This window comes from Mycolicibacterium iranicum, assembly GCF_014190915.1.
Taxonomy (GTDB): Bacteria; Actinomycetota; Actinomycetes; order Mycobacteriales; family Mycobacteriaceae; genus Mycobacterium; species Mycobacterium iranicum_B.
Window position 1 is genome coordinate 123,422 of sequence record NZ_JACHVU010000010.1, and the last position, 25,900, is coordinate 149,321.

Below are 25,900 nucleotides of genomic sequence, written 5' to 3' on the forward strand. Positions count from 1 at the left end.
CTAGGCCTTCAGGACCTTCGCGGCGGGCTCCGCGGCGTCGGCCTCGGTCGGGCCCTGACCGCCGGCGCGCCACGTCGTCGCGCCGATGACGACGATGACCGCCAGCGCCCACCAGAGGTAGGAACCGCCGGCCAGCTGGCGCCACAGCGAGGCGGTGGTCTCGCGATGCTCGGGCAGCAGCGTGATCGGCGACCACACCATGAGCGCCAACCCGATCGCCGACACCGCGCCGAGGGCGACGTGGCGCAGACGCACCGCCAGCACGGCGGTCACCAGCACGGTCGGCAACATCCACACCCAGTGATGCGACCACGACACGGGTGAGACCGCCAGGCCGAACATCGCGACGCCGATCAGGGCCGGGACGGGCTGGTCGCCTTTCAGGGCACGCCGGGCCGCCCAGACGGTGAGCGCCAGGACCGCGAAGCAGAGCAGCACCCACAGCACGAACCGCTCCGTCTCGCCGAGGCCCAGCCGGGCCAGCGCACCCGCGATGTTCTGGTTGGTGTTGAGCGTCGCCGTGCCGATGCGGTCGGTGTTGCGGACCGTCTCCGTCCAGTACTGCCACGAGTCGCGCCAGGCGAATGCGAACCCCGCCAGCGTCGCGACCACGGCGGATGCCGCGGTGACCACCAGCGCGCGCGTGTCGCGGCGCAGCAGGAAGTAGAGCAGGAACACCGCGGGCGTCAGCTTGACCGCGATCGCCACGCCCAGCAGGACCCCTCGGGGCCACGGCGTGCGCCGCGGCACGCAGTCGGCGATGACGAGCGTCATCAACACGACGTTGATCTGGCCGAAGTCGAAGTTCGCGCGGATGGGTTCCAGGAAGATCACGGCGGGCGCCACCACCGCGGCCGCCAGCCAGCACCGGCGTGCCCAGGCCGGCTCACCCGTGATGCGGGTGGTGGGCCAGACGTCGAGCCGGGTCAGCACGATCAGCGTCGACACCAGCAGCAGCACCAGTGTCGTCGCGGTGATCGCCACGCTGGCGGCCTCCAGCGACAGCAGGGCGAACGGGGAGAACGCGACCGCGGCCAGCGGCGGATAGGTGAACGGCAGCTCGAGGCCGCCCTGCGTCTGGAACATCCGTCCGTCGGCGTAGAGCGACGTGCCGTCCAGCCAGGCCCGCCCACCCATCCGGTACACGTCGATGTCGATGCGGTAGGGGACGTGGCCCAGCAACCGCCACGCCGCCGCGGCCAGCCCCGCGAGCGTCAACGCCTGGAACAGCCGCCACGCCAGCGTTGGCTTCCAACCAGCCCCGCCGGGCGACCGCCGATTACTCATGTCCGGGACAGACTATCGGTGCCGACCGGCGAGTCGTCGGGTATCCCGGCCGCGACACACGCAGGTCGGCGTAAGTTTTCTGCGTGCGCACGGACCTGGACCTCCACCTCGGCTTCTCCACGCACATTCCGCTGTCGCGGCTGCCGCTGGTGTGCTGCCTGGTCGCGTTCATCCTGACGTTCTTCATCACCCGCACGATCGTCCGGTACATCCGCAGCCACGCAGGCAGCGATGCGCCACGCAAATGGTGGCAGCCGCGCAACATCTCCGGCGGCGGCGGTCTGCACATCCACCACGTGGTGATCGGTGTCGTTCTGGTCATGGTCTCCGGGGTGACGATGGTGACGCTGGCGGTCGACGGAGGAGTACCCGAGTTCACAGCGGCCTCCATCGTGTTCGGCGTCGGCGCAGCGCTGGTCCTCGACGAGTTCGCGCTGATCCTGCACCTCTCGGACGTCTACTGGGCCGAGGACGGCCGCACGTCGGTCGACGCGGTGTTCGTCGCCGTGGCGGTGGCAGGCCTGCTCGTCCTCGGTTTCAACCCGCTGTCGTTTTTCGACGTCGGCATCTGGCAGAGCGATCATTCCGTGGTCGCGCGCACCACGGTCGTGGTGGCCGCGCTGCTCACGCTGGGCCTGGCGGTGATCGTGCTGCTCAAGGGCAAGGTGTGGACCGGCCTGATCGGGATGTTCATCACGCCGCTGCTGGTCGTCGGCGCCGTCCGGCTGTCGCGGCCGCACGCGCCGTGGGCGCGCTGGCGCTACACCTCGCGGCCCCGCAAGATGCACCGCGCGCTGGAGCGGGAGCGCTGGCTGCGCAGACCCGTCGTGCAGGCCAAGCTGTGGCTGCAGGACGCCATCGCCGGCATGCCCAAGTTCCCCGACGACGCGCTCGTCGACCAGCAGCTCGACCGGGAGATCCACGCGGCCCCGGCGCCCTCCGATCGCGAGCCGGCCACACAGAAAGCCTCATGAGTTGCGGTACTTCTACGACACGGAGTTCATCGACAACGGTCGCACGATCGAGCTGATCTCCATCGGCGTCGCCGCCGAGGACGGTCGCGAATACTATGCGATCTCCACCGAATTCGACCCGGAGCGAGCCGGTCGCTGGGTACGCAAGAACGTCCTGCCGAAACTGCCGTCACCGGCCTCGCCGCTGTGGCGCTCGCGCAGGCAGATCCGCACCGAGCTGGAGGATTTCTTCGGCATCGACGGCGACGAGCCCATCGAGCTGTGGGCCTGGGTCGGCGCCTACGACCACGTGGTGCTGTGCCAGCTGTGGGGGCCGATGACCGACCTGCCGCCCGCGATCCCGCGGTTCACCCGTGAGCTGCGGCAGTTCTGGGAGGACCGGGGATCGCCGCGCATGCCCCCGCGGCCCCGCGACGCCCACGACGCGCTGGTCGACGCCAAGCACAACTTGGTGCGTTTTCGGCTGATGACGGGCCAGTAATACCATGAAAGCGTGAACTGGACCGTCGACGTACCCATCGATCAGCTGCCGGCGCTACCGCCGCTGCCCGAGGACCTGCGCCAGCGCCTCGATGCCGCGCTCGCGCGCCCGGCGCTGCAGCAGCCGTCGTGGGACGCCGGCCAGGCCGCAGCCATGCGCAAGGTGCTGGAGAGCGTGCCCCCCGTGACCGTGCCGTCGGAGATCGAGCGGCTGAAGGGTCAGCTGGCCGAGGTCGCGCTCGGCAAGGCGTTCCTGCTGCAGGGCGGTGACTGCGCCGAGACGTTCGTCGACAACACCGAACAGCACATCCGCGCCAACATCCGCACGCTGCTGCAGATGGCGGTCGTGCTGACCTACGGCGCGAGCACCCCGGTCGTCAAGGTGGCCCGCATCGCCGGCCAGTACGCCAAGCCCCGCTCCGCCGACGTCGACGCCCTGGGGCTGAAGTCCTACCGCGGGGACATGGTCAACGGGTTCGCCCCGGATGCCGCTGTGCGACAGCATGACCCGTCGCGTCTGGTGCGCGCCTACGCCAACGCCAGCGCCGCGATGAACCTGGTGCGGGCGCTGACCTCCTCCGGGATGGCGTCGCTGCACCAGGTGCACGACTGGAACCGCGAGTTCGTGCGGACCTCACCCGCCGGGGCGCGCTACGAGGCGCTGGCCGGGGAGATCGACCGCGGGCTGCGTTTCATGAGCGCCTGCCGGGTCGACGACCGCAACCTCGACACCGCCGAGATCTACGCCAGCCACGAGGCGCTGGTGCTGGACTACGAGCGCGCCATGCTGCGGATGGACTACGACGGGGCCGAGGTCGACGGGTCCAGCCCGAAGCTCTACGACCTCTCGGCCCACTACGTGTGGATCGGGGAGCGCACCCGCCAGCTCGACGGCGCCCACGTCGCGTTCGCCGAGGTCATCGCGAACCCCATCGGCATCAAGATCGGCCCGAGCACGTCACCCGAACTGGCCGTCGAGTACGTCGAGCGTCTCGACCCCGACAACGAACCCGGCCGTCTCACCCTCGTCAGCCGGATGGGCAACCACAAGGTGCGCGACGTGCTGCCGCCGATCATCGAGAAGGTGCACGCTTCGGGCCACCGGGTGATCTGGCAGTGCGACCCGATGCACGGCAACACCCACGAATCCTCGACCGGTTACAAGACGCGGCATTTCGATCGCGTCGTCGACGAGGTGCAGGGGTTCTTCGAGGTGCACCACGCCCTGGGCACCCATCCGGGCGGCATCCACGTCGAGATCACCGGCGAGAACGTCACCGAGTGTCTCGGTGGGGCGCAGGATATTTCGGACACCGACCTGGCCGGCCGCTACGAGACCGCGTGCGATCCGCGGCTCAACACCCAGCAGTCGCTGGAGCTGGCGTTCCTGGTCGCGGAGATGCTGCGCAACTAGAGCAGGTTGGGCAGGTTCGCCCCGAGCGTCCACGCCCCGGCGGCCGCCAGTCCGGCCGCGGTGATCACGGCGATCACCCAGAACAGCAGCACCCGGCGGGCGCGCTGCCGGGCCCAGTAGAACTGCTCCAGGTCGATTCCTGCGAAACGCCCTGTGCCGGATCCGTATTCGGCGTCGTCGAATTCTTCGGGGTCGCCGGAGCCGTGGTCGGGGCCGTGCTCGGCGTCGGGAAGTTCGTCGCGGGTGAAGACCTTGGTGTGCCGGCTCACCGCAGCCGTGGTGTCGTGCATGCCGTGGGAGCCGGAGGCCGTGCTCGCCGTGCTGTGGGCCGCCGAGTTCTTCGGGGCCGGGACGCGGAAGTACGGCAGGTCGAGTTCCTGGGCGATGGTGTCGAGCTGCTCACCCATCTCCGCGGCGTCGGCGAAGCGCTGGTCCGGATCGCGAGAGGTCGCACAGTGCACCAGGTCGTCGAATTGCCTTGGCACACCGCGGATCACGGTGCTCGGCGGGGGGACGTCGCGATCCATCCGCTGGTAGGCGACCGCGAGCGCGGTGTCGCCGGTGAACGGGGTCACGCCGGTCAGGAGCTCGTAGACGAGGATGCCGACGGAGTAGACGTCGCCGCGGGGATCGGTCTCTCCGGTCGCGACCTGTTCGGGGGACAGGTAGGCCGCGGTCCCCAGGATCACGCTCGTCGAGGTGATCTTGGCTTCGGCGACGGCCCGGACGAGACCGAAGTCGGCGATCTTGACGTCCCCGTCGTCGCTGATCAGGACGTTCTCGGGTTTGATGTCGCGATGCACCAGCCCGGCGGCGTGGGCGGCGGCCAGTCCGCCGAGCACGGGTCGCAGCACCGCGGCCACGGCGTGCGGGGGCATCGGACCGCGTTCGCGCAGCAGCTCGCGCAGCGTGCCGCCGTCGACGAGCTCCATCACCAGGAACGGGTGCCTGCCGTCGAGTCCCTGGTCGTACACCGCGACGAGGCCGGGGTCTTTCAGCCGGGCCACCGCGCGGGCCTCCCGCTGGAAGCGGATCATGAACTGCTCGTCGCCGGCGTAGCGGGAATCCATGATCTTCAGCGCGACCGGCCGGTCGAGCCGCAGGTCGAGACCGCGGTAGACACCCGACATGCCGCCGGTGGCGATCAGCGCGTCGACCCGGTAGCGACCGTCCAGCACGGCCCCGGTCAGCGGGCTCGACTGCTGGTAGGTCTCCATCGAGATCATGGTACGAGCCGTGCCGTGGGCAGCCGGGCACGCGACGCGCAACGTGGCGTCGAATCGAGACATCTGGACCTAGACTGTGTGCGATGAGCAGCATTCCGACTGCCGATGACGTTCTGCCCGCCGACGAGGCCGTCTACGACCTCCCCGAAGTGGCGAAGCTCCTTCGCATCCCGGTGACCAAGGTGCACCAGCATCTGCGCGAAGGTCACCTGGCCGCCGTGCGCCGCAACGGCACCGTCGTGGTGCCGAAGGCGTTCTTCGACGAGACCGGCCACCTGGTCAAGAACCTGTCCGGCCTGCTGGTGGTGCTGCACGACGGCGGTTACACCGAAACCGAGATCATGCGGTGGTTGTTCACCCCCGACTCGTCGCTGACCATCCGCCGGGACGGGTCCAACGAGGGGCAGGCTAATGCGCGCCCGGTCGACGCGCTGCACTCGCATCAGGCTCGTGAGGTGGTTCGCCGCGCGCAGGCGATGGCGTACTGAGCGCGTCCGCAGCGGCGTCTTTGGAGCCGGCGTCCCCCGGGCCGGCGTACTTGGTGATCCAGTACCACGCCCCGGCGGCGCACAGGCCTGACAGCGCCACGTGGATCCACGAGTACATCCCGTGTGCCCCGTCGGGCCGCCAGATGACGGTGATCCAGGTGGAGAAGCCGGCGACGAGGGCGATCGAGCGCGGTGACTGCGCCAGGGCGGCCACCACCGCCAGCGGCCAGGTGTAGTACCAGGGCAGCGCGGCGGGGACGAACAGCACCACCACGACCATCACCCACGCGATGCCCATCAGGGCGTCCCGGTCGGTGTGCCGGTAGCGCCACCACAGCAGCGGCGCCGAGATCGCGATGATCGCGATCCCGATGATGCGGGTGGTCTCCAGCACCGCGTAGAAGTTCACCGGCACGATCAGCCCGACGAGCACGTTGGCCAGGTTCGCGATCGCGGTCGGCACCGTCAGCCAGTTGATGATCTTCACCGACCCCGCCAGTGCCGTGAGCCACCCCAGCCCGACCCCCGCGGCCAGCGACAGCACCGCGAAGACCACGACGAACACCAGCAGTGAGCCGGCGGTGGCCGCGGCGAACGCCTTCAGCGGAGTCAGCTTGCGGCGGTCGCGGAGGCGGCGCGCCCACACCCACACCATGAACGGAAGTGCCAGCCCCGCCGTCGCTTTCACCGCCACGGCCACCGCGATCAGCGTGACGCCGGCGATGTTGCGCCCGCCGAAGCACAGGGCGATCCCGGCCATCATCAGGCCGACCATCAGCATCTCGTTGTGCACCCCACCCATCAGGTGGATGATCACCAGCGGGTTGAGCACCGCGATCCACAGCGCGGCCGCGCCGCTGGCCCCGATGTGGCGGGCCACCCGCGGCGCCGCCCAGATCAGCAGCGCGAGGCCGGGCAGCATGCACAGGCGCAGCAGCATCGTGCCCGCGACGACGTCGTTGCCGACGATCAGCGTCACGAATTTGGCGACCAGGATGAACGCCGGCCCGTACGGCGCGGTCGTCGTCGTCCAGATCGGGCTCACGTTGTCCAGCAACGAGTTCGGGTTGTCGATCGGGCCGACGAGGTACGGGTCGAACCCGTCGCGCAGCAGCGCTCCCTGGGCCAGGTAGGAGTACGTGTCGCGGCTGAACAGCGGAACGCTGAGCAGCAGCGGGGTCAGCCAGAACGCGGTGGTGGCCAGCATCGTGTATTCGGTCGCGGTCCGGTCGACGACCCGGCGGCCCAGCCACAGCCATGCCATCAGCATCAGCGCCACGCCCGTCCACAGCAGCAGCGACGACACCACCAGCCCGTGCCCGAAGCGCAACCAGGACAGGTGCATCGACTCCAGCAGCGGGTCGTGCAGCCGGGTGCTGCCCGCGCCGAGGCCACCGGCCGTCAGCAGCGTCGCCCCCAGCGCACCGACGAGGGCCGGCCGCGCCTCGGGGGACCGGGCGAAGTCTCGGAGGCGGCGCAGGTGGTGGCCCGCGGCGGGCGTCGTCATGCTCGAGGTCATGCTCAGGCGGACCGGTTCGCGGCCAATCTGGCGAGCTCGGTGAGCCCGGCCTTGGCCTGCGCGTCGATCGGCGCCGCGTTCAGGATCTCGAGAGCGCGGCGGGTCAGCGTGTCGATCCGGGCCTCCACGGCGGCCAGCGCGCCGATGGCCTCGATCGCCCGGCAGACGTCTTTGACCTCGGCGTCGCTGAGGTCGGTGCCGATCGAGGTGCGCAGCAGCGTGGCCGCAGACGGGTCGTTGCGCTCGGCGAGCTCCAGCGCCTCGGCCAGCAGCACGGTGCGCTTGCCCGACCGCAGGTCGTCCCCGGACGGCTTCCCGGTGACCGCCGGGTCGCCGAAGACCCCGAGGACGTCGTCGCGCAGCTGGAACGCGATGCCCAGGCTGGTGCCGACCTCGTGGAACGACTCCAGGATCTCCGGGCAGTCGGCGGCCGCGGCGGCGCCGAGCTGCAGGGGCCGGGACACGGTGTAGGACGCGGTCTTGTAGGTGTTCACCGTGAGCGCGGACGCGACAGTCTCGCTGCCGCTGGACTCGTTGACGATGTCGAGGTACTGGCCGCCGAGGACCTCGGTGCGGATCGCGGCCCAGACCTGCTGGACGCGCCGCTTCGCGTCGGCGTCGATCTCGGCGGTCGCGACGACGTCGTCGGCCCACACCAGCGCGAGGTCGCCGAGCAGGATCGCCGCGGACAGACCGAACTGCTCGGAGGAGCCGTGCCAGTTGTTGGCGCGGTGACGTTCCGTGAAGATGCGGTGCACCGTCGGCAGGCCGCGCCGTGTGGCCGAGGCGTCGATGACGTCGTCGTGGACCAGCGCACAGGCGTGCAGCAGCTCGAGGGCCGAGAACAGCCGCAGGACCTCGGGCCCGGGTTCGGTTCCCGCGACGGCCCGCCAGCCCCAGTAGGCGAACGCGGGCCGCAACCGCTTGCCCCCGCGCAGGACGAACTCCTCGACGGCCTCGGTCAGGACGGCGTAGTCGGTGCCGATGTAGGCGGCATCCCGACGGCGCTCGCCGAGGTAGTCACGCAGCTGTTCGGTGACGGCCGCTGCCAGCTCGACGGCTGACGGTGCCGATGCATCCACGCTCAGCGGGCGCCCCTTTCTCTGGTCACAGCCCCCGACTGCTCAGCGTAGAGCCTGCTGCCCGGGACAGAGCAATAAGCGCTAGTGCGCCTGTTCCTGTGGTTCGCCCGGGCGGGGGGAGCGGTCCCGGCTCGTGTAGGCGAGCCAGCCGACGATGCCGGCGACGACGAGCGACGCGACGCCGAGCCAGATCGCGGCACCGGTGAACGACCGCGCGCTGGGGTCGGTGTAGCGCGCCTGGGCGTTCATCGTGCTCACCACGCCGGGCCGCAGCTTCCACTCGACCACCGACGACGAGATCTCGTCTCCGTTGGTCGACGTCACCTCGCCGGGGAACGCCACGGACAGTGACACGTCGGCCTCGGAGTCGCTGAGCGAGGTCAGATCGGCGCGGCCCTCCAGGATGACGAGGTCACCCGCGCGCCGCAGCGAGATGTCGACGCCGGCGGCATCCCGGTTCATGCTCGCCAGCTGGGGCAGCTCGGCGAAGGTCAGGTCGGAGAAGACGGCCTGCGACCCGACGTAGTCGTCGCGGTCGTAGTCCGAGATCGCGACCTTCTGCGCGAACGGCAGATTGTTGAGCAGCTGCGGACCCTTGTCGTTGTCGTCGCGGGGTTTGGCCGCCGCGACGATCTGGCCCGACACGCGATCGTCCGGGGACACGGTGATCGACGCTCTGACCCGTACGCAACCGATCAGCGACGGCGCGACCACCAGCAGCAGCAACACCATCGCGAGCAGGCGCCGGCGGGTGCGGTGACGGTTCGGCACCCGGTCATCGTGCCAGACCGTTCCCGTCTTCGAGTTCACTGCCGGGTACGTGTTCACCGCCGCTGCTGCCTTCAGAGAGGCAGGGAACGGCCGAGAATCGCAAAGGCGCGCGGGTCGCCCGCAAAGTGGTAGTCGCGGATGACGTCGGTGAAACCGAGGCGGCGGTACAGGCGCCAGGCCCGGTTCGCCTCCCCGTTGATCTCGGGGGTCGACAGCAGCACCTGGGCCTCGGTGCGGTCGTCGAGGAGGCGGCGGATGAGCGCTTCGCCGAGGCCGCGGCCCTGGGCCCGCGGGTGGATGTGCAGCTCGGTGAGCTCGAAGTAGCTGGCCATCAGTTCGGCGATGCGCGCCCGGTCGGCCCCGCTGCGCCGCAGACCCGACACCACCTGCTGCTGCCACCACTGGTCGGGGGCGCCGCAGTAGCCGTAGGCGATACCGAGCAGCGGCGCCGACTCGACGGGGGTGCCGGCCGCCTCATCGTCGGGCACCTCGATCGCGGCGACGGCCTTCCACCCGCGCCGGCGGATGTGTTCGAGCCACATCGATGCCCGCTGGTCCTCGGTGCCGCGCGGATAGCGCATGGCGTCGACGTAGACGGTCAGCGCGTCGCCGAGACGCTGCTGCATATCGCTCGGCGACAGATCGATCAGACGTGTCGCCAAGTGTCTGCCCCTCCCGAAAGTGTTCGTGCGGACGACCTCCATTATCGGGAAGCCGAGGTGTTGCCTCCCAACAGCGGTGCACGTCATAGAATCGAGCCGCGAACAAGGTGGTACGGCTCAGATTCAGCTCGTATCATCATCGTTAAGTGTCCGTACATGCGGGCACCCCCGACTTTGAATGACTGCGACGCCCCCACGGCAAGAGGGAGGGACGAATGCCACTCTCCGATCATGAGCAGCGCATGCTCGACCAGATCGAGAGCGCGCTCTACGCGGAGGACCCCAAGTTCGCGTCGAGCGTTCGTGGCGGCAACCTCCGCGCGCCCTCCACGCGGCGCCGCCTGCAGGGCGCGGCGCTGTTCGTGCTCGGGCTCGCGATGCTCGTGGCCGGGGTGGCGTTCAAGGCGACCATGATCGGAAGCTTCCCGATTCTCTCGGTGATCGGATTCATCGTGATGTTCGGCGGCGTCGTCTTCGCGATCACCGGACCCCGCGTCGCCAAGGGCGACCGGGTTCCCAACGACCTGTCGGCCCAGCGCCAGAGGCGGGCGAAGGGATCCGGCGGATCGTTCACCAGCCGGATGGAAGACCGGTTCCGCCGGCGGTTCGACGAATAGGTCGACACCCCCACCAAAGGGCAGCCCGATGGGCTGCCCTTTTTCTTTGCCCCACTCGGCCCCACTTCACTCCGTTCTGTAGCGTGAACTGGGCTTTCTCGGCCAGCTGTGTCAATCCGGGACACCGACGGCCACTCCTGTGCGCGCGGTTCGCCCTGTTGGTGGGGCGCCGGTGCGAAACGCGCGACACGATATGGCGCGAAGTGGGGGATTGTGGGGTAAAGTGGCGGACAACGGAGCGACCGGGGTTCCGTGCAAGCAAGGCTTGAGCAAGGTCTGCGAGGTGACGAGATGTTCTTCGGCACCTACACGCCCAAGCTCGACGACAAAGGGCGGCTGACGTTGCCCGCGAAATTCCGCGACGCGCTGGCAGGAGGGTTGATGGTCACGAAGAGCCAAGATCACAGCCTGGCTGTCCATCCGCGGGCCGAGTTCGAGGAGATGATCGCCGAGGTCTCCGCGAAGGCCAAGCGCGGCAATCCCCAGGCGCGTGCGTACCTGCGCAACCTGGCCGCCAGTACCGACGAGCAGTACCCGGATGCACAAGGCCGCATCACCCTCTCACCGGAACACCGCCGCTACGCGAACCTCACCAAGGAATGTGTGGTGACGGGTTCGATCGACTTCCTGGAGATCTGGGACGCCCAGGCGTGGCAGGAATACCAGGAGCTTCACGAAGAGAACTTCTCCGCGGCCAGCGATGAAGCACTCGGCGACATTCTCTGATCTGGCCACCGGCCCGCAGGCCCGTGCAGTGCGGCCTCTGCCCGAACCGGCCCTGACGTACTTCCCCGACGTCAGGTTCGCGTACTCGGGCAGGGACCTCACTGCAGGGGCCGCCCCAATCCCTCAGGGTGCATCGATGGTGGATGACGAGCCCCACGTCCCGGTTCTGCTCGACCGATGCGTCGACCTGCTCGCCCCCGCCCTGACGCGTGTGGAAGCCGACGGACAGGGCGCGACGCTCGTCGATGCGACGCTGGGTGCCGGCGGCCACTCCGAACGCTTCCTCACCCGCTTCCCGGGCCTGCGCGTGATCGGCCTCGACCGCGACCCCGACGCGCTGCAGATCGCCGGAAACCGTCTCGCGCCGTTCGCAGATCGCATCACCCTGGTCCGCACCCGCTACGACGGCATCGCCTCTGCGGTGGACGACGTGCTCGGCGGCGGCTCGGTCGACGCGATCCTGTTCGACCTCGGTGTGTCGTCCATGCAACTCGACCGCGTCGAGCGGGGCTTCTCGTACAGCGCCGATGCGCCGCTGGACATGCGGATGGACTCCGGGTCCGATCTGACCGCCGCGCAGATTCTGAACACCTACGACGAGAAGGCGCTGGCACGTGTGCTGCGCGAGTACGGCGAGGAGAAGTTCGCCGGCCGGATCGCGTCGTTCGTCGCGCGGCGTCGGGCAGAGACGCCGTTCACCACCACCGGGGAACTCGTCGAGCTGCTGTACCAGGCGATCCCGGCGCCGGCCCGGCGCACGGGTGGGCACCCGGCCAAGCGGACCTTCCAGGCGCTGCGCATCGAGGTCAACGCGGAGCTGGAGTCGCTGCGGCTGGCCATCCCCGCCGCGCTGAACTCGCTGCGACCGCATGGACGTATCGCGGTCATGGCCTACCAGTCCCTGGAGGACCGGATCGTCAAGACGGCCTTCACCGCTGCCACGGCGTCGCGGACGCCCCCCGGTCTCCCGGTCGAGCTCCCCGGGTACGGACCGGAATTCGTCGCGCTGACCAGGGGCGCCGAGCGCGCCGACGCCGAGGAGATCGACCGTAATCCGAGAAGCGCCCCCGTCCGGTTGCGCGCGTTGGAAAAAGTTGGGGGAGAGCAGCGATGAAGGCGAAGAAGCCGGCACGCAACGGCAGCAGGGATTCCGGTCGCAGGGCCGCCCGCTCGCGCGACACCGCGACGACCCCGCAGGCCCGCGCCGCGCGCAGGGGCGCCCGCGAAGCCAAGCGCGCGGCCGTCGAGGCGCCGCCCCGCGGTGGTCGCAAGGCCACCCGCGACGCGCGCCCCCAGCGCTCGGCGCCGCGCGGCACGCCCAGCGCCCGGCCGGTCGACGTCCCCGCCCGCCCCAAGAGCGCCAGCCAGGCCAAGGCCCGGGCGAAGGCGCGCAAAGCCAAGGCGCCCAAGGTCGTCCGGCCGCCACTGCGTGAACGGCTGCTGGTCCGGCTCGCCTCGATCGAACTCAACCCGAAGCGCCTCGTCGCCCGGGTACCGTTCGTCGTCCTCATCATCTCGGCGCTCGGTGTCGGACTCGGGGTGACCCTGTGGCTGTCCACCGACGCGGCCGAGCGGTCCTATCAGCTCGGCAGCGCGCGCCAGACCAACGAGGCGCTGATGCAGCAGAAGGAAGCGCTCGAACGCGACGTCCTGGAGGCCCAGGCCGCACCCGCGCTCGCCGAGGCCGCGCGCAACCTGGGCATGATCCCGTCGCGCGACACCGCGCATCTCGTGCAGGATCCGGCCGGGAACTGGGTCGTCATCGGCACGCCCAAACCCGCGGAAGGTGTTCCGCCGCCTCCGCTGAACGCCCCGCTGCCGCCGCCGGTCCCGCCGGCACCTCCGGCGCCGCGTGTCCAGGAACCTCGCGAGGTCCCGGTGCGGATGCCGTCGGCAACGGCGCCGCTCGCTCTGCCCGGCGCCCTCCCGCTGCCCGGCGCTCAGCCGGTCCCCGGCGCCCTGCCGCTGCCCGGCGCCGTCCCGGTCCCCGCGGCGCCGGGAGCCGAAGTGCCGCATGCGGTCTCGGGTCAGCTGACAGCCCCCGGACCCGTTGCCCCCGGGCCCGTCGCACCCGCACCGGCACCGCCCGTCGTGGCCGCTCCGGTTCCCGGGGCGCCCGCATGAGCCGCGACGCGGGCCGGCGCTCGAAGGCCGCGACGACCTCGAAGGCCGTAAAAGCCACGAAGGTGCCGAACCAGGAACGCTCCGCGCGCGCCCGGCGCACCCGCCAGGCGGCCCCCCAGAACGGTTTGCGCAGCGCCTCTTTCGTGTTCCGGCATCGCGCAGGCAACGCGGTCATCTTCCTTCTCCTGGTCGTCGCCGCCGCTCAGCTGTTCACCCTGCAGGTCCCGCGCGCCGAAGGCCTGCGCGCCGAGGCCGCGGGCCAGCTGAAGGTCACCGACATCGACCCGGCGCTGCGGGGGTCGATCGTCGACCGCAACGGCGACAAGCTCGCCTTCACCATCGAGGCCCGGGCGCTGACATTCCAGCCGGTGAAGGTCCGCAAGCAGTTGGAGGAGGCGTTCCAGAAGGCCGGCGAGGAGTCCGAGGAGGCGCCGGAACCCGATGCGCGCCTTCGGGAGATCGCCGCCGATATCTCCGGGCGCCTCGGCAACAACCCCGATTCGGCGACAGTGCTCAAGAAACTGCGCAGCAACGAGACGTTCGTGTACCTCGCCCGCGCCGTCGATCCCGCCATCGCCGACGCCATCACCACCAAGTTCCCCGAGATCGGCGCCGAGCGCCAGGATCTGCGCCAGTACCCCGGCGGGGTGCTGGCCGCCAACATCGTCGGCGGTATCGACTGGGACGGTCACGGCCTGCTGGGGCTGGAGGATTCGATGGACTCGGTGCTCGCCGGCACCGACGGCTCGGTCACCTACGACCGCGGCTCCGACGGCGTCGTCATCCCCGGCAGCTACCGCAACCGGCACGACGCGGTCAACGGGTCGACGGTCACCCTCACGATCGACGACGACATCCAGTTCTACGTTCAGCAACAGGTCCAGATGGCCAAGGACGCATCCGGTGCGAAGAACGCCTCGGCCGTCGTGCTCGACGCCAAAACCGGTGAGGTGCTGGCCATGTCGAACGACAACACCTTCAACCCGGCCCAGGACATCAGCCGCCAGGAGAACCGCCAGCTGGGCAACCTGTCGGTGTCCTCGCCGTTCGAGCCGGGCTCGGTGAACAAGATGATCACCGCCGCCGCGGTCATCGAGAACAAGCTGACCACCCCCGACGAGGTGCTGCAGGTGCCCGGGTCGATCAACATGGGCGGTGTCACGGTCGGCGATGCGTGGGAGCACGGCGTGATGCCCTACACCACCACCGGCGTGTTCGGTAAGTCGTCGAACGTCGGCACCCTGATGCTCGCGCAGCGGCTCGGCCCCGAGAAGTACTCCAAGATGCTGCAGATGTTCGGTCTCGGTCAGCGCACCGGCGTCGGGCTGCCCGGTGAGAGCTCGGGCCTGGTCCCGCCGATCGACCAGTGGTCCGGCAGCACCTTTTCCAATCTGCCCATCGGACAGGGCCTTTCGATGACCCTGCTGCAGATGACGGGCATCTATCAGACGATCGCCAACGACGGTGTACGCGTTCCGCCGCGCATCATCAAGGAGACCGTCTCGCCGGACGGCAGCCGCACCGAGGAGCCCCGGCCCGAGGGCATCCGCGTGGTGTCCGCCGAGACCGCCCGCACGGTGCGCGACATGTTCCGCTCGGTGGTGCAGCGCGACCCCCGCGGCATTCAGCAGGGCACCGGCCCGCAGGCGGCCGTCGAGGGTTACCAGATCGCCGGGAAGACCGGCACCGCCCAGCAGATCAACCCGGCGTGCGGCTGCTACTACAGCGACGTCTACTGGATCACCTTCGCGGGGATGGCGCCGGCCGACGACCCGCGCTACGTCATCGGCGTCATGCTCGACGCCCCGCACCGCGCCGCCGACGGCTCGCCCGGGTCGTCCGCTGCGCCACTGTTCCACAACATCGCCTCGTGGCTGCTGCAGCGGGAGAACGTTCCGCTGTCGGCCGACCCGGGTGCGCCGCTCACGCTGCAAGCAGGGTGACTCGGGCGGGCGAACTCCTGGCGGTCGGTACTGTGTCAACGCCATGAACCTGCGTACCAACCACCCCGTCGGTCTCCGTCTCGACTCGCTGTCCGACCTGGTCGGTGCGGGTTCTGCCGGGGCCGGTCCGGTCCCCGGCATCGACATCACCGGCGTCACGCTGCGGGGGCAGGACGCCCAGGCCGGTGACCTGTTCGCCGCGCTGCCGGGAACCCGCGCGCACGGCGGCCGCTACGCCGCCGAGGCCGTCGACCGGGGGGCTGTCGCGGTCCTCACCGACGCCGACGGGGTGTCCGAGATCGCCGCCTGCGGAGGGCTGGACGTGCCGATCCTGGTCCATCCGCATCCGCGGGGGGTCCTCGGCGAAACCGCGGCGGCGGTGTACGGGCGGCCGTCGGAACATCTGCGGGTCATCGGCGTGACGGGAACCTCCGGCAAGACCACCACCACCTACCTCGTGGAGGCGGGACTACGCGCCGCCGGCCGGGTTGCCGGGCTGATCGGGACCGTGGGCGTGCGCATCGACGGGCGTGAGCAGCCGGGCGGGCTGACGACCCCGGAGGCGCCCGCGCTGCAGGCGCTGCTGGCCGCGATGCTGGAACAGGGCGTCGACACCGTCGTCATGGAGGTGTCCAGCCACGCGCTGACCCTCGGCCGCGTGGACGGGGTCGCGTTCGCCGTCGGCGGGTTCACCAACCTCTCCCGCGATCACCTGGACTTCCACCCGACGATGGAGGACTACTTCGAGGCGAAGGCCCGGCTCTTCGATCCGGGGTCGATCACCCGCGCCGCGCAGTCGGTGATCTGCGTCGACGACGAATGGGGCCGCGCGATGGCGGCCCGGGCCGAGCGTCCCGTCACGGTGAGCGCGACCGGGGATGCGGACTGGTGGGTGCAGGAGGTCCGCTCGCTGGACGGCGGCGTCCAGGACTTCCTCGCCGTCGACCCGGCCGGGGTGCACCACGCAGTGGAGATCGGGCTCCCCGGCAGCTACAACGTCGCCAACGGTCTGCTCGCGGTGGCCCTGCTGGACGCCGTCGGAGTGTCCCCGGAGCAGGCGGCGCCCGGGCTGCGCAGCGCCAGGGTTCCGGGCCGGCTGGAGACCGTCGACCGCGGGCAGGGGTTCCTGGCGCTGGTCGACTACGCCCACAAACCGGGCGCGCTGGAAGCGGTCCTGCAGACGCTGCGGCAGCAGACCGGCGGCCGGCTGGCCGTGGTGTTCGGCGCCGGCGGCAACCGCGATCAGGGCAAGAGGGAGCCGATGGGCCGGGTGGCCGCCGAACTCGCCGACCTGGTGGTGGTGACCGACGACAACCCCCGCGACGAAGACCCGGCCGTGATCCGGGCCGCGATCGTGGCGGGCGCCCGGGGCGACGCCGAGGTGGTCGAGATCGGTGACCGTCGCGCCGCCATCGGCCACGCGGTGGCGTGGGCCCGCGACGGCGACATCGTGCTGATCGCCGGCAAGGGCCACGAGGCCGGGCAGACGAGCCGGGGCGAGACGCGACCGTTCGACGACCGCGAGGAACTGGCCGCCGCGCTCGAGACACTGACCGCCCGGAGGTCGACGCTGTGATCGAACTGACCCTGGCCCGGATCGCCGAGATCGTCGGGGGACGCCTCACCGACATCACCGCCGAGGAGGCCGCGACGACGACGGTGACCGGCACCGTCGAGTTCGACTCGCGGGCGGTCACGCCCGGCGGGCTGTTCCTTGCGTTGCCGGGTGCCCGCGCCGACGGGCACGAGTTCGCCGCCGCGGCGGTGGCCTCGGGGGCGGTCGCGGTGCTGGCCGCCCGCCCGGTCGGCGTTCCCGCCATCGTCGTCGACGCGCCCGCGAGCGACCCCGGCGCAGCCGGCACCGCAGGCGTGCTCGAACACGACCTCGGCGGCGCCGGTGCGGCGGTGCTCGCGGCGCTCGGCACGCTCGCCGCCGCGGTCGCCTCGGAGCTGGCCGACCGCGGGCTGACGATCATCGGCATCACCGGGTCGTCGGGCAAGACCTCGACCAAGGACCTGATCGCCGCCGTCCTCGACCCCCTGGGGGAGGTGATCGCGCCGCCGGGGTCGTTCAACAACGAGCTGGGCCATCCCTGGACCGTGCTGCGGGCCACCGAATCCACCGACTACCTCGTGCTGGAGATGTCGGCGCGCCACCGCGGCAACATCGCGGCGCTGGCCCGCATCGCGCGGCCGTCGATCGGCGCAGTGCTCAACGTGGGCACCGCGCACCTCGGCGAGTTCGGTTCCCGGGAGGCCATCGCGGAGACGAAGTCCGAACTGCCGCAGTCGGTTCCGGAGTCCGGCGTGGTGATCCTCAACGCCGACGACCCCATCGTGGCCGCCATGGCCGAAAAGACCTCGGCCAGAGTGGTGCGCGTCGGCCGCGGCCCCGACGCCGACATCCGCGCCGACGCGGTCACCCTCGACCCGCTGGCGCGGCCCAGCTTCACCCTGCACGCCGGAGGGGAGCAGGTGCCGGTCACGCTCGCCGTGCACGGTGACCATCAGGTGTCCAACGCGCTGACCGCCGCGGCCATCGCGCTGGAGTGCGGGGCGACCCTCGATCAGGTGGCGAGCGCGCTCGCGACCGCGGGCCCGGTGTCACGGCACCGGATGCAGGTCAGCACCCGCGAGGACGGGGTCACCGTCGTCAACGACGCCTACAACGCGAACCCGGACTCGATGACGGCCGGCCTCAAAGCACTGGCGTGGATGGCACGGCAGAACGCCGGCGCGGGCCGGAGCTTCGCCGTGCTGGGGGAGATGGCCGAGCTCGGCGAGGACGCGATTACCGAGCACGACCGCATCGGCCGGTTGGCGGTGCGATTAGATGTGTCTCGACTCATCGTCGTCGGATCGGGGAGGCCTATGAGCGCCATGCTGCACGGGGCGGTCATGGAAGGGTCGTGGGGATCCGAGGCCACCCAGGTCGACGATGCCGACGCCGCGCTGGAATTGCTGCGCGCCGAGCTGCAGCCCGGCGACGTCGTCCTGGTGAAGGCCTCGAACTCCGCGGGCCTGGGCGCGCTGGCCGACACGCTCGCCGCGGAGGGCACGCCATGAGGCAGATCCTGATCGCCGTCGCGATCGCCCTGGCGGTGTCGATCCTGCTGACTCCGATGCTGATCCGGCTGTTCACCCGCCAGGGCTTCGGGCACGAGATCCGCGAGGACGGCCCGCCCAGCCACCACAAGAAACGCGGCACGCCGTCCATGGGCGGCGTCGCGATCGTGGCCGGCATCTGGGCCAGCTACTTCGGCACGCACCTGGTCGGCATCGTGATCGACGGCAAGGGTCCGTCGGCCTCAGGTCTGCTGGTCCTCGGTCTGGCCACGGCACTGGGCGTCGTGGGTTTCCTCGACGACCTGATCAAGATCCGCCGGGCGCGCAACCTCGGCCTCAACAAGACCGCCAAGACCGTCGGCATCCTGGTGGCCGCCGTGCTCTTCGGAGTGCTCGCGCTGCAGTTCCGCAACGCCGACGGCCTGACCCCGGGCAGCGCCGAACTGTCCTACGTCCGCGAGATCGCAACCGTCACCCTGGCTCCCGGGTTGTTCGTGCTGTTCTGCGTGGTGATCGTCAGCGCCTGGTCGAATGCGGTGAACTTCACCGACGGGCTCGACGGCCTGGCGGCCGGAGCGATGGCGATGGTCTGCGCGGCCTACGTGCTGATCACGTTCTGGCAGTTCCGCAATGCGTGCGCGACCAGCCCCGGCGTCGGCTGCTACAACGTCCGGGACCCGCTGGACCTCGCGATCATCGCCGCGGCGACCGCGGGCGCGTGCATCGGATTCCTGTGGTGGAACGCCGCGCCGGCCAAGATCTTCATGGGCGACACCGGCTCGCTGGCGCTGGGCGGCGTGATCGCCGGCCTGTCGGTGACCAGCCGCACCGAGATGCTCGCCGTCGTCCTCGGCGCGCTGTTCGTGGCCGAGGTGACCTCGGTGGTCGTCCAGATCATGGCGTTCCGCACGACGGGGCGCCGGGTGTTCCGGATGGCGCCGTTCCATCACCATTTCGAGCTGGTGGGCTGGGCGGAGACCACGGTCATCATCCGGTTCTGGCTGTTGACCGCCATCGCGTGCGGGCTCGGTGTGGCGCTCTTCTACAGCGAGTGGCTGACGACCGTCGGTGCGTGACATGGACGCGCTGTCCGGCGCCAGGGTTCTGGTCACCGGCGCCCGGGTCACCGGCCGGGCCATCCTGGAGGCGCTGACCTTCCTGGGCGTCCGCGCCACCGTGACCGACGACAGCCCGGCGGCGCTGGCGACCTTCGCCGACGACGGTGTCGACACCGTCGCGCCCGCGGACGCAGTGGCGCGCATCGCCGACTACGACCTGGTCGTGACGAGCCCGGGCTTTCCGCCGACGGCGCCGGTGCTGGCTGCCGCGGCAGCCGCAGGCGTTCCGATCTGGGGTGACGTCGAGCTGGCGTGGCGGCTGGACCGGTCCGGCCGGTTCGGCACACCTCGGCAATGGCTGGTGGTCACGGGGACCAACGGCAAGACCACGACGACGTCGATGCTCTACGCGATGCTGCAGGCGGCCGACAGGCGGGCGGTGCTGTGCGGAAACATCGGCGATCCGGTCCTGGCCCTGCTCGACCAGCCCGCCGACCTGCTCGCCGTCGAGCTGTCCAGCTTCCAGCTGCACTGGGCGCCGTCCCTGCGCCCCGAGGCCGGCGTGCTGCTGAACCTCGCCGAGGACCACCTCGACTGGCACGGCTCGATGCAGGCGTACGCGCACGACAAGGCCCGGGTCCTGACGGGCCGGGTCGCGGTGGGCGGACTCGACGACGACCTCGCCGCGCGACTGCTGCGCGAGGCGCCCGCGGGAACGAAGGTCGGGTTCCGGCTCGGCGAGCCGGGTCCGGGCGAACTCGGGGTGCGTGACGGCGTGCTGACGGACAACGCGTTCGCCCCCGGCCTGGCGCTCGCGGCGGCCGGCGACATCTCGGTGGCGGGTCCGGTCGGTGTACTGAATGCGCTCGCCGCCGCGGCGCTGGCCCGTGCGGTGGACGTACCGGCGCCCGCCATCGCCCATGCCCTCGTCACGTTTCAGGTGGGCCGGCACCGCGCGGAGGTCGTCGCGGTGGCCGACAGCATCACCTATGTCGACGACTCCAAGGCCACCAACCCGCACGCCGCCCAGGCGTCGATCACCGCGTTCCCGCGCGTGGTCTGGGTGGCCGGCGGTCTGCTCAAAGGCGCCTCCGTCGACGCGCTGGTCGCAGAAACCGCGAATCGCCTGGTCGGGGCCGTGTTGATCGGCCAGGACCGCAGGGCGGTCGCCGATGCGTTGGCGCGACACGCACCGGATGTCCCCGTCGTCGAGCTTGTGACGGGGGAGGATTCTGTGGTGCATGGGAACGATGTGTCAGGTGTTACTCGTGTGACTCGAGTGGTCCCCTCGGGGTCGCAGCCGCTCGGGGAGGCCGTCATGACGGCCGTCGTCGACGCAGCCCGGGGTCTGGCACACCCCGGCGACACCGTCCTGCTCGCACCCGCCGGTGCGTCGTTCGATCAGTTCACCAGCTACGGACACCGCGGTGACGCCTTCGCCGCCGCGGTGCGCGCGGCGCTGCGGTAGCGGGCCGAGTGAGCAACATCCTGAGCCGGTTGCGCCACCGCCGCGCCCATCCGGCCGCCGATCCGCAGGCCGTCACTGCCGCCGACGCCGCCCTCCCGGTCCCGCGCACCCGCGTCGGCGCCTGGCTCGGCCGGCCGATGACGTCGTTCCACCTGATCGTCGCCATCACCGCACTGCTCATCACCATGGGCCTGACGATGGTGCTGTCGGCCTCGGGGGTCTACTCCTACGACACCGACGGCTCGCCGTGGTCGGTGTTCGCCAAGCAGTTGCTGTGGACCGGCGTCGGGCTGCTCGCGTTCTACATCGCGCTGCGCACGCCCGTCGCCCTCATGCGTCGATTCGCCTTCTCCGGCTACGCGTTCACCGTCATCCTGCTCGTCCTCGTGCTGATCCCTGGAATCGGCAAAGTGGCCAACGGTTCCCGTGGATGGTTCGTGGTGGCCGGATTCTCGATGCAGCCCTCCGAGCTGGCGAAGATCGCACTCGCGATCTGGGGCGCCCACCTGCTGGCCGCGCGGCGCATGGAGCAGGCCTCCCTGCGGGAGATGCTCGTGCCGCTGGTGCCGGCCGCGGTGGTCGCGCTCGCGCTCATCGTCGTCCAGCCCGACCTCGGACAGACCCTGTCGATGGGTGTCATCCTGCTCGGCCTGCTCTGGTACGCGGGTCTCCCGCTGCGGGTGTTCCTGACCTCGCTCGGCGCCGTCCTGGTCTCCGGTGTGGTCCTCGCACTCGCCGAGGGCTACCGGTCGGCCCGGGTGCAGTCCTGGCTCAATCCGAGCGCCGACGCGCAGGGCTCGGGGTATCAGGGCCGGCAGGCCAGGTTCGCGCTGGCCAACGGCGGCGTGTTCGGCGACGGCCTGGGGCAGGGCACGGCGAAATGGAACTATCTGCCCAACGCCCACAACGACTTCATCTTCGCGATCATCGGCGAGGAACTCGGGTTCATCGGCGCCGCAGGCCTGCTGATCCTGTTCGGGCTGTTCGCCTACACCGGGATGCGGATCGCGCGCCGCTCCGCCGACCCGTTCCTGCGGCTACTCACCGCGACGGCCACGTTGTGGATCCTGTCCCAGGTGTTCATCAACGTCGGCTACGTGGTGGGGCTGCTCCCGGTGACCGGTCTGCAGCTGCCGCTGATCTCCTCGGGCGGCACGTCGACGGCGACCACGCTGCTGATGATCGGCATCATGGCCAACGCCGCGCGCCACGAACCCGAGGCGGTGGCCGCGCTGCGCGCGGGCCGGGACGACAAGGTCAACCGGCTGCTGCGGCTGCCCCTGCCCGCGCCGTACGTCCCGACCCGCACCGAGGCGCTGCGCGACCGGCTGCGCCGGCGTCCCGGCCGCCCCGACAAGCCCGCCGAGAAGAAGCCGCGCCCCCGGGCCCGGCAGCAGCCCCGGCACCCGGTGCGCTCCGGCCGGCCGTCCGGCGGTTACGGTGAAGCGCAGCGAAATCAGGGCCGGCGGGCCCGCACACTGGAAGGTCAGCGTTACGGGTGACGGCGTTCTCGGTCCCGGCGGGGCAGCAGCGGAGCGACCGGGGAATCTCGGTGGTCCTCGCCGGCGGCGGCACGGCCGGCCATGTCGAACCCGCGATGGCGGTCGCCGACGCGTTGAGAGCGCTGGAACCCGGGGTGCGGATCACCGCGCTGGGAACGCAGCGCGGCCTGGAGACCCGGCTCGTCCCGCAGCGCGGCTATGACCTCGAGCTGATCACCCCGGTCCCGCTGCCTCGCAAGCTCTCCGCCGACCTCATGCGTCTGCCGATGCGGGTGCGCACCGCGGTGAGGCAGACCCGGGCGGTGCTCGACGCGGTGTCCGCGGATGTCGTCATCGGTTTCGGTGGATACGTCGCCCTTCCCGCGTATCTGGCCGCACGCCGCCGGGTGCCGGTGGTGGTCCACGAGGCCAACGCGAGCGCCGGCTGGGCCAACAAGGTCGGCGCGCGCGTGGCGCAGCGCGTGCTCTCTGCGGTCCCCGACCCCGGACTGGGCCCGGTCGACGTCGTCGGGGTGCCCGTCCGGGAGGCGATCACGTCACTGGACCGGCTTTCGCTGCGGGCCGAGGCGCGTGAGTATTTCGGCTTCGACCCGGACGCCCGGGTGCTGCTGGTCTTCGGTGGTTCGCAGGGGGCGCAGTCACTCAACCGGGCGGTCTCCGGCGCGGCCGAAAGCCTCGCGGCGGCCGGTATCTCGGTGCTGCACGCGCACGGTCCGAAGAACACCCTCGAGCTGCGCACACCCGCGCCGGGCGATCCGCCGTACGTGGCCGTGCCCTACCTGGACCGGATGGACCTGGCGTATGCGGCCGCCGACCTGGCGGTGTGCCGGTCCGGGGCGATGACCGTCGCCGAGGTCAGCGCCGTCGGGCTGCCCGCGATCTATGTCCCGTTGCCCATCGGCAACGGCGAACAGCGTCTCAACGCGCTGCCGGTGGTGGAGGCGGGCGGCGGCCTGGTGGTCGACGACCGTTCCCTGACCTCGGAATACGTGGCGGGCACGGTCCCCGGCCTGCTCAACGACCGGGACGGGCTGGCGGCGATGACCGCGGCCGCGGCGCTGGCGGGTCACCGCGACGCGGCGCGGCGGGTCGCCGAGATCGCCCTCGGCGTGGCACGGGACGGACGGACGACGCGGTGAGCGCGTACGACGGCCCGACCGACCTGCCGCCCGAACTGCAGCGGGTGCACATGGTCGGGATCGGCGGAGCGGGGATGTCGGGAATCGCCCGCATCCTGCTGGACCGCGGGGGACAGGTGTCGGGGTCCGACGCCAAGGAGTCCCGCAGCGTGATCGCGTTGCGCGCCCGCGGGGCAGACGTGCGGATCGGGCACGACGCGTCTGCGCTCGACACGCTGGCCGGCGGACCCACCGCGGTGGTGACCACCCACGCCGCGATCCCGAAGACCAACCCCGAACTCGTCGAGGCGCACCGGCGCGGGATTCCGGTGATCCTGCGGCCGGCCGTGCTGGCCAAGCTGATGACGGGCCACACCACGCTGATGGTGACGGGAACGCACGGCAAGACCACCACCACCTCGATGCTCATCGTCGCGTTGCAGCACAGCGGTTTCGACCCGTCCTTCGCGGTCGGCGGCGACTTCGGTGAGGCAGGCACCAACGCCCACCACGGCAGCGGTTCGACCTTCGTCGCCGAGGCCGACGAGAGCGACGGATCGCTGCTGGAGTACAGCCCCGACGTCGCGATCGTGACCAACATCGAGGCCGACCACCTGGATTTCTACGGCACTGTCGAGGCGTACACCGCGGTCTTCGACCACTTCGTCGAACGCATCAGACCCGATGGCGCACTGGTGGTCTGCGTCGACGACCCCGGCGCGGCGGCCCTGGCCGAGCGCAGCACGGCACGCGGTGTGCGGGTGGTGCGCTACGGCAGCGCCGACGGGCTGGACGCCTCCCTGCTGACGTGGACGCAGCAGGGCACCGGCGCGGTCGCCGAGATCAGGCTGCGCGGCGAGGACCGCACGCGGACCATGCGGTTGTCGGTGCCGGGCAGGCACACCGCGCTCAACGCGCTGGCCGCGCTGCTGGCGGCCCGGGAGGCCGGCGCGGAGGTGGACACCGTGCTCGACGGGCTCGCCGGATTCGACGGTGTGCGACGGCGTTTCGAGCTGGTCGGCACGGCCGGCGGGGTCCGGGTCTTCGACGACTACGCCCATCACCCGACCGAGGTCGCCGTCACGCTCGCCTCGGTGCGCGCCGTGGTCGAACAGCAGGGCCGGGGTCGCGCCGCCGTGGTGTTCCAGCCCCACTTGTATTCGCGCACCGCGGCTTTCGCCTCGGAGTTCGGACAGGCGCTGAGCGTCGCGGACATGGTCTTCGTGCTCGACGTCTATGCCGCCCGGGAGCAGCCGCTCGCCGGGATCAGCGGAGCCACCATCGCCGATGCGGTGTCCGCTCCGGTCACCTACATCCCGGACTTCTCCGCGGTGGCCGCACAGGTGGCCGCAGCCGTCGCGCCCGGGGACGTGGTGGTGACGATGGGCGCCGGCGACGTCACGCTGCTGGGCCGCGAGATCCTCGCCGAGGTGCAGGCCCGGACATGAGCGAGCCCACCGAGGATCCGCCGCAGGAGCCGGCCGAGTCGGAGCCGGCCGAGGATATCGAGGGCCCCCGGCGGCGGGCCCGCCGGGAACGCGAGGAGCGGCGGGCCGCCCAGGCCAGGGCCACCGCGATCGAGGAAGCCCGCCGCGAGGCCAAACGCAAGGTGCTCGGTGCGCCGCAACCGCAGCCCAAGACCCTGGGGCGGGGCACGGTCCGCGGTCTGAAGATCCTGATGTGGACGGCGGTGCTGGCCGTCGTCGTGGTCGGCCTGGGCCTGCTGCTGTACTTTACGCCGATCATGTCGGCGCGCAGCATCGTCGTCACCGGGGTGGGGGCGGTGCCCCAGGAGGAGATCGTCGCGGCCGCCGCGATCGCGCCCGGAACGCCGCTGCTGCAGGTGAACACCGACGCGGTCGCCGAACGGGTGGCCGGAATCCGGCGGATCGCGTCGGCCCGTGTGCAGCGCCAGTACCCGTCGACGCTGCGGATCACGATCGTCGAACGCGTGCCGGTGGTCGTCCGGGACTACCCGGACGGGGTGCACCTGTTCGACAAGGACGGGGTCGACTTCGCCACCGGCCCACCGCCGCCGGGAATCCCGTACCTCGACACCGAGAACCCGGGGCCCAACGACCCGGCGACCGAGGCGGCGCTTCAGGTGATGACCTCCCTGCGGCCCGACGTCGCCAGCCAGGTCGGCCGGGTGTCGGCCCCCTCGACGGCCGCGATCACGCTGACCCTGATCGACGGCCGCACGGTCGTGTGGGGGACCACCGACCGCACCGAGGAGAAAGCCCTCAAACTCGCCGCGCTGCTGACCCAGCCCGGCCGCGTCTACGACGTGTCCAGCCCGGACCTGCCGACCGTCAAATAGCCGCGCGCTCGACCGCACGAAGGACTCACAAGAATTTGTCGTGTCGTTTCGGCGC

Annotated in this window: 23 protein-coding genes; 17 read left to right on the plus strand and 6 right to left on the minus strand. The window is 70.9% G+C overall.

Annotated features, from left to right (window positions below):
• On the minus strand, positions 1–1,287 hold the full coding sequence (locus tag FHR72_RS20030) for a glycosyltransferase 87 family protein (protein ID WP_183471358.1): 1,287 nt from the start codon (positions 1,285–1,287) through the stop codon (positions 1–3).
• Positions 1,288–1,370: 83 nt separating this feature from the next.
• On the opposite strand from FHR72_RS20030, the gene FHR72_RS20035 reads away from it, so the two are divergent.
• The 3 genes from FHR72_RS20035 to FHR72_RS20045 are packed head-to-tail and all read left to right on the plus strand — an operon-like array spanning position 1,371 to position 4,155.
• Positions 1,371–2,261, plus strand: a complete 891-nt coding sequence (locus FHR72_RS20035; protein ID WP_183471360.1) for a hypothetical protein — start codon at positions 1,371–1,373, stop codon at positions 2,259–2,261.
• Position 2,262: 1 nt separating this feature from the next.
• A complete protein-coding gene (locus FHR72_RS20040; protein WP_183471362.1) occupies positions 2,263–2,742 on the plus strand; it encodes a polyadenylate-specific 3'-exoribonuclease AS in 480 nt (159 codons plus the stop codon).
• Positions 2,743–2,754: 12 nt separating this feature from the next.
• Positions 2,755–4,155, plus strand: coding sequence for a class II 3-deoxy-7-phosphoheptulonate synthase (locus FHR72_RS20045; protein WP_183471364.1), 1,401 nt, complete (start codon positions 2,755–2,757; stop codon positions 4,153–4,155).
• On the opposite strand, the gene FHR72_RS20050 is transcribed toward FHR72_RS20045, so the two are convergent.
• Positions 4,152–5,381, minus strand: coding sequence for a protein kinase domain-containing protein (locus tag FHR72_RS20050; RefSeq protein ID WP_183471494.1), 1,230 nt, complete (start codon positions 5,379–5,381; stop codon positions 4,152–4,154). The two genes, FHR72_RS20045 and FHR72_RS20050, sit on opposite strands and share 4 nt — an antisense overlap.
• Positions 5,382–5,464: 83 nt before the next feature.
• Here FHR72_RS20050 and FHR72_RS20055 point away from each other — a divergent pair, with 83 nt between their 5' ends.
• A complete protein-coding gene (locus tag FHR72_RS20055; protein ID WP_183471366.1) occupies positions 5,465–5,869 on the plus strand; it encodes an Rv2175c family DNA-binding protein in 405 nt (134 codons plus the stop codon).
• On the opposite strand, the gene FHR72_RS20060 is transcribed toward FHR72_RS20055, so the two are convergent.
• The 4 genes from FHR72_RS20060 to FHR72_RS20075 form a co-directional block, all read right to left on the minus strand.
• Positions 5,790–7,376 carry an alpha-(1->6)-mannopyranosyltransferase A gene (locus tag FHR72_RS20060; RefSeq protein WP_260156133.1) on the minus strand — a complete coding sequence of 529 codons (1,587 nt, stop codon included), beginning with the start codon at positions 7,374–7,376 and terminating at the stop codon, positions 5,790–5,792. The genes FHR72_RS20055 and FHR72_RS20060 overlap by 80 nt on opposite strands.
• A 14-nt stretch (positions 7,377–7,390) precedes the next feature.
• Positions 7,391–8,470 carry a bifunctional (2E,6E)-farnesyl/geranyl diphosphate synthase gene (gene idsA2 / locus FHR72_RS20065; RefSeq protein WP_183471370.1) on the minus strand — a complete coding sequence of 360 codons (1,080 nt, stop codon included), beginning with the start codon at positions 8,468–8,470 and terminating at the stop codon, positions 7,391–7,393.
• Positions 8,471–8,551: 81 nt separating this feature from the next.
• Complete coding sequence (locus tag FHR72_RS20070; RefSeq protein WP_183471496.1) at positions 8,552–9,202, minus strand: LppM family (lipo)protein; 651 nt, start codon at positions 9,200–9,202, stop codon at positions 8,552–8,554.
• Positions 9,203–9,312: 110 nt separating this feature from the next.
• The gene (locus tag FHR72_RS20075; RefSeq protein WP_183471372.1) at positions 9,313–9,903 is read right to left on the minus strand and encodes a GNAT family N-acetyltransferase; all 591 of its coding nucleotides are present in this window, start codon (positions 9,901–9,903) and stop codon (positions 9,313–9,315) included.
• Positions 9,904–10,118: 215 nt separating this feature from the next.
• Between FHR72_RS20075 and FHR72_RS20080 the strand changes: the two genes are divergently transcribed.
• From FHR72_RS20080 to FHR72_RS20140, 13 genes are all read left to right on the plus strand, one after another.
• Positions 10,119–10,520: an SCO2097 family morphological protein gene (locus tag FHR72_RS20080; RefSeq protein WP_183471374.1), complete on the plus strand. Its 402-nt coding sequence runs from the start codon at positions 10,119–10,121 to the stop codon at positions 10,518–10,520.
• A gap of 291 nt (positions 10,521–10,811) precedes the next feature.
• On the plus strand, positions 10,812–11,246 hold the full coding sequence (locus FHR72_RS20085) for a division/cell wall cluster transcriptional repressor MraZ (RefSeq protein ID WP_183471376.1): 435 nt from the start codon (positions 10,812–10,814) through the stop codon (positions 11,244–11,246).
• A complete protein-coding gene (gene rsmH, locus FHR72_RS20090) occupies positions 11,221–12,360 on the plus strand; it encodes a 16S rRNA (cytosine(1402)-N(4))-methyltransferase RsmH (protein ID WP_183471378.1) in 1,140 nt (379 codons plus the stop codon). Before FHR72_RS20085 ends, rsmH begins: the two co-directional genes overlap by 26 nt.
• A complete protein-coding gene (gene ftsL, locus FHR72_RS20095; RefSeq protein WP_183471380.1) occupies positions 12,357–13,370 on the plus strand; it encodes a cell division protein FtsL in 1,014 nt (337 codons plus the stop codon). Before rsmH ends, ftsL begins: the two co-directional genes overlap by 4 nt.
• Positions 13,367–15,313: a peptidoglycan D,D-transpeptidase FtsI family protein gene (locus FHR72_RS20100; protein ID WP_183471382.1), complete on the plus strand. Its 1,947-nt coding sequence runs from the start codon at positions 13,367–13,369 to the stop codon at positions 15,311–15,313. The genes ftsL and FHR72_RS20100 overlap by 4 nt, the downstream gene beginning before the upstream one ends.
• 43 nt (positions 15,314–15,356) lie before the next feature.
• Entirely contained in the window at positions 15,357–16,889 is a 1,533-nt protein-coding gene (locus tag FHR72_RS20105) for a UDP-N-acetylmuramoyl-L-alanyl-D-glutamate--2,6-diaminopimelate ligase (protein WP_183471384.1), read from the plus strand.
• The gene (locus FHR72_RS20110) at positions 16,886–18,379 is read left to right on the plus strand and encodes a UDP-N-acetylmuramoyl-tripeptide--D-alanyl-D-alanine ligase (RefSeq protein WP_183471386.1); all 1,494 of its coding nucleotides are present in this window, start codon (positions 16,886–16,888) and stop codon (positions 18,377–18,379) included. Before FHR72_RS20105 ends, FHR72_RS20110 begins: the two co-directional genes overlap by 4 nt.
• Positions 18,376–19,455, plus strand: coding sequence for a phospho-N-acetylmuramoyl-pentapeptide-transferase (gene mraY, locus FHR72_RS20115; protein ID WP_183471388.1), 1,080 nt, complete (start codon positions 18,376–18,378; stop codon positions 19,453–19,455). The genes FHR72_RS20110 and mraY overlap by 4 nt, the downstream gene beginning before the upstream one ends.
• Before the next feature lies 1 nt (position 19,456).
• Positions 19,457–20,905 (plus strand): UDP-N-acetylmuramoyl-L-alanine--D-glutamate ligase, encoded by a 1,449-nt coding sequence (gene murD, locus FHR72_RS20120; RefSeq protein ID WP_183471498.1) that lies wholly within the window; start codon positions 19,457–19,459, stop codon positions 20,903–20,905.
• Between the two features lie 8 nt (positions 20,906–20,913).
• Entirely contained in the window at positions 20,914–22,407 is a 1,494-nt protein-coding gene (gene ftsW / locus FHR72_RS20125) for a putative lipid II flippase FtsW (protein ID WP_183471390.1), read from the plus strand.
• Positions 22,404–23,546, plus strand: coding sequence for an undecaprenyldiphospho-muramoylpentapeptide beta-N-acetylglucosaminyltransferase (murG, locus tag FHR72_RS20130; protein ID WP_183471392.1), 1,143 nt, complete (start codon positions 22,404–22,406; stop codon positions 23,544–23,546). The genes ftsW and murG overlap by 4 nt, the downstream gene beginning before the upstream one ends.
• A 50-nt stretch (positions 23,547–23,596) precedes the next feature.
• A complete protein-coding gene (murC, locus tag FHR72_RS20135) occupies positions 23,597–24,973 on the plus strand; it encodes a UDP-N-acetylmuramate--L-alanine ligase (RefSeq protein ID WP_221194101.1) in 1,377 nt (458 codons plus the stop codon).
• A complete protein-coding gene (locus FHR72_RS20140) occupies positions 24,970–25,845 on the plus strand; it encodes a cell division protein FtsQ/DivIB (RefSeq protein ID WP_183471396.1) in 876 nt (291 codons plus the stop codon). Before murC ends, FHR72_RS20140 begins: the two co-directional genes overlap by 4 nt.
• Positions 25,846–25,900: the final 55 nt, after the last annotated feature.

Coding starts and splice junctions, on each gene's coding strand:
- FHR72_RS20030 (WP_183471358.1), bottom strand. CDS start 1,287: ATGAGTAATCGGCGGTCGCCCGGCGGGGCTGGTTGGAAGCCAACGCTG.
- FHR72_RS20050 (WP_183471494.1), bottom strand. CDS start 5,381: ATGATCTCGATGGAGACCTACCAGCAGTCGAGCCCGCTGACCGGGGCC.
- FHR72_RS20055 (WP_183471366.1), top strand. CDS start 5,465: ATGAGCAGCATTCCGACTGCCGATGACGTTCTGCCCGCCGACGAGGCC.
- FHR72_RS20060 (WP_260156133.1), bottom strand. CDS start 7,376: ATGACGACGCCCGCCGCGGGCCACCACCTGCGCCGCCTCCGAGACTTC.
- FHR72_RS20070 (WP_183471496.1), bottom strand. CDS start 9,202: ATGGTGTTGCTGCTGCTGGTGGTCGCGCCGTCGCTGATCGGTTGCGTA.
- FHR72_RS20080 (WP_183471374.1), top strand. CDS start 10,119: ATGCCACTCTCCGATCATGAGCAGCGCATGCTCGACCAGATCGAGAGC.
- FHR72_RS20085 (WP_183471376.1), top strand. CDS start 10,812: ATGTTCTTCGGCACCTACACGCCCAAGCTCGACGACAAAGGGCGGCTG.
- rsmH (WP_183471378.1), top strand. CDS start 11,221: ATGAAGCACTCGGCGACATTCTCTGATCTGGCCACCGGCCCGCAGGCC.
- ftsL (WP_183471380.1), top strand. CDS start 12,357: ATGAAGGCGAAGAAGCCGGCACGCAACGGCAGCAGGGATTCCGGTCGC.
- FHR72_RS20100 (WP_183471382.1), top strand. CDS start 13,367: ATGAGCCGCGACGCGGGCCGGCGCTCGAAGGCCGCGACGACCTCGAAG.
- FHR72_RS20105 (WP_183471384.1), top strand. CDS start 15,357: ATGAACCTGCGTACCAACCACCCCGTCGGTCTCCGTCTCGACTCGCTG.
- mraY (WP_183471388.1), top strand. CDS start 18,376: ATGAGGCAGATCCTGATCGCCGTCGCGATCGCCCTGGCGGTGTCGATC.
- murD (WP_183471498.1), top strand. CDS start 19,457: ATGGACGCGCTGTCCGGCGCCAGGGTTCTGGTCACCGGCGCCCGGGTC.
- murC (WP_221194101.1), top strand. CDS start 23,597: ATGGTCGGGATCGGCGGAGCGGGGATGTCGGGAATCGCCCGCATCCTG.
- FHR72_RS20140 (WP_183471396.1), top strand. CDS start 24,970: ATGAGCGAGCCCACCGAGGATCCGCCGCAGGAGCCGGCCGAGTCGGAG.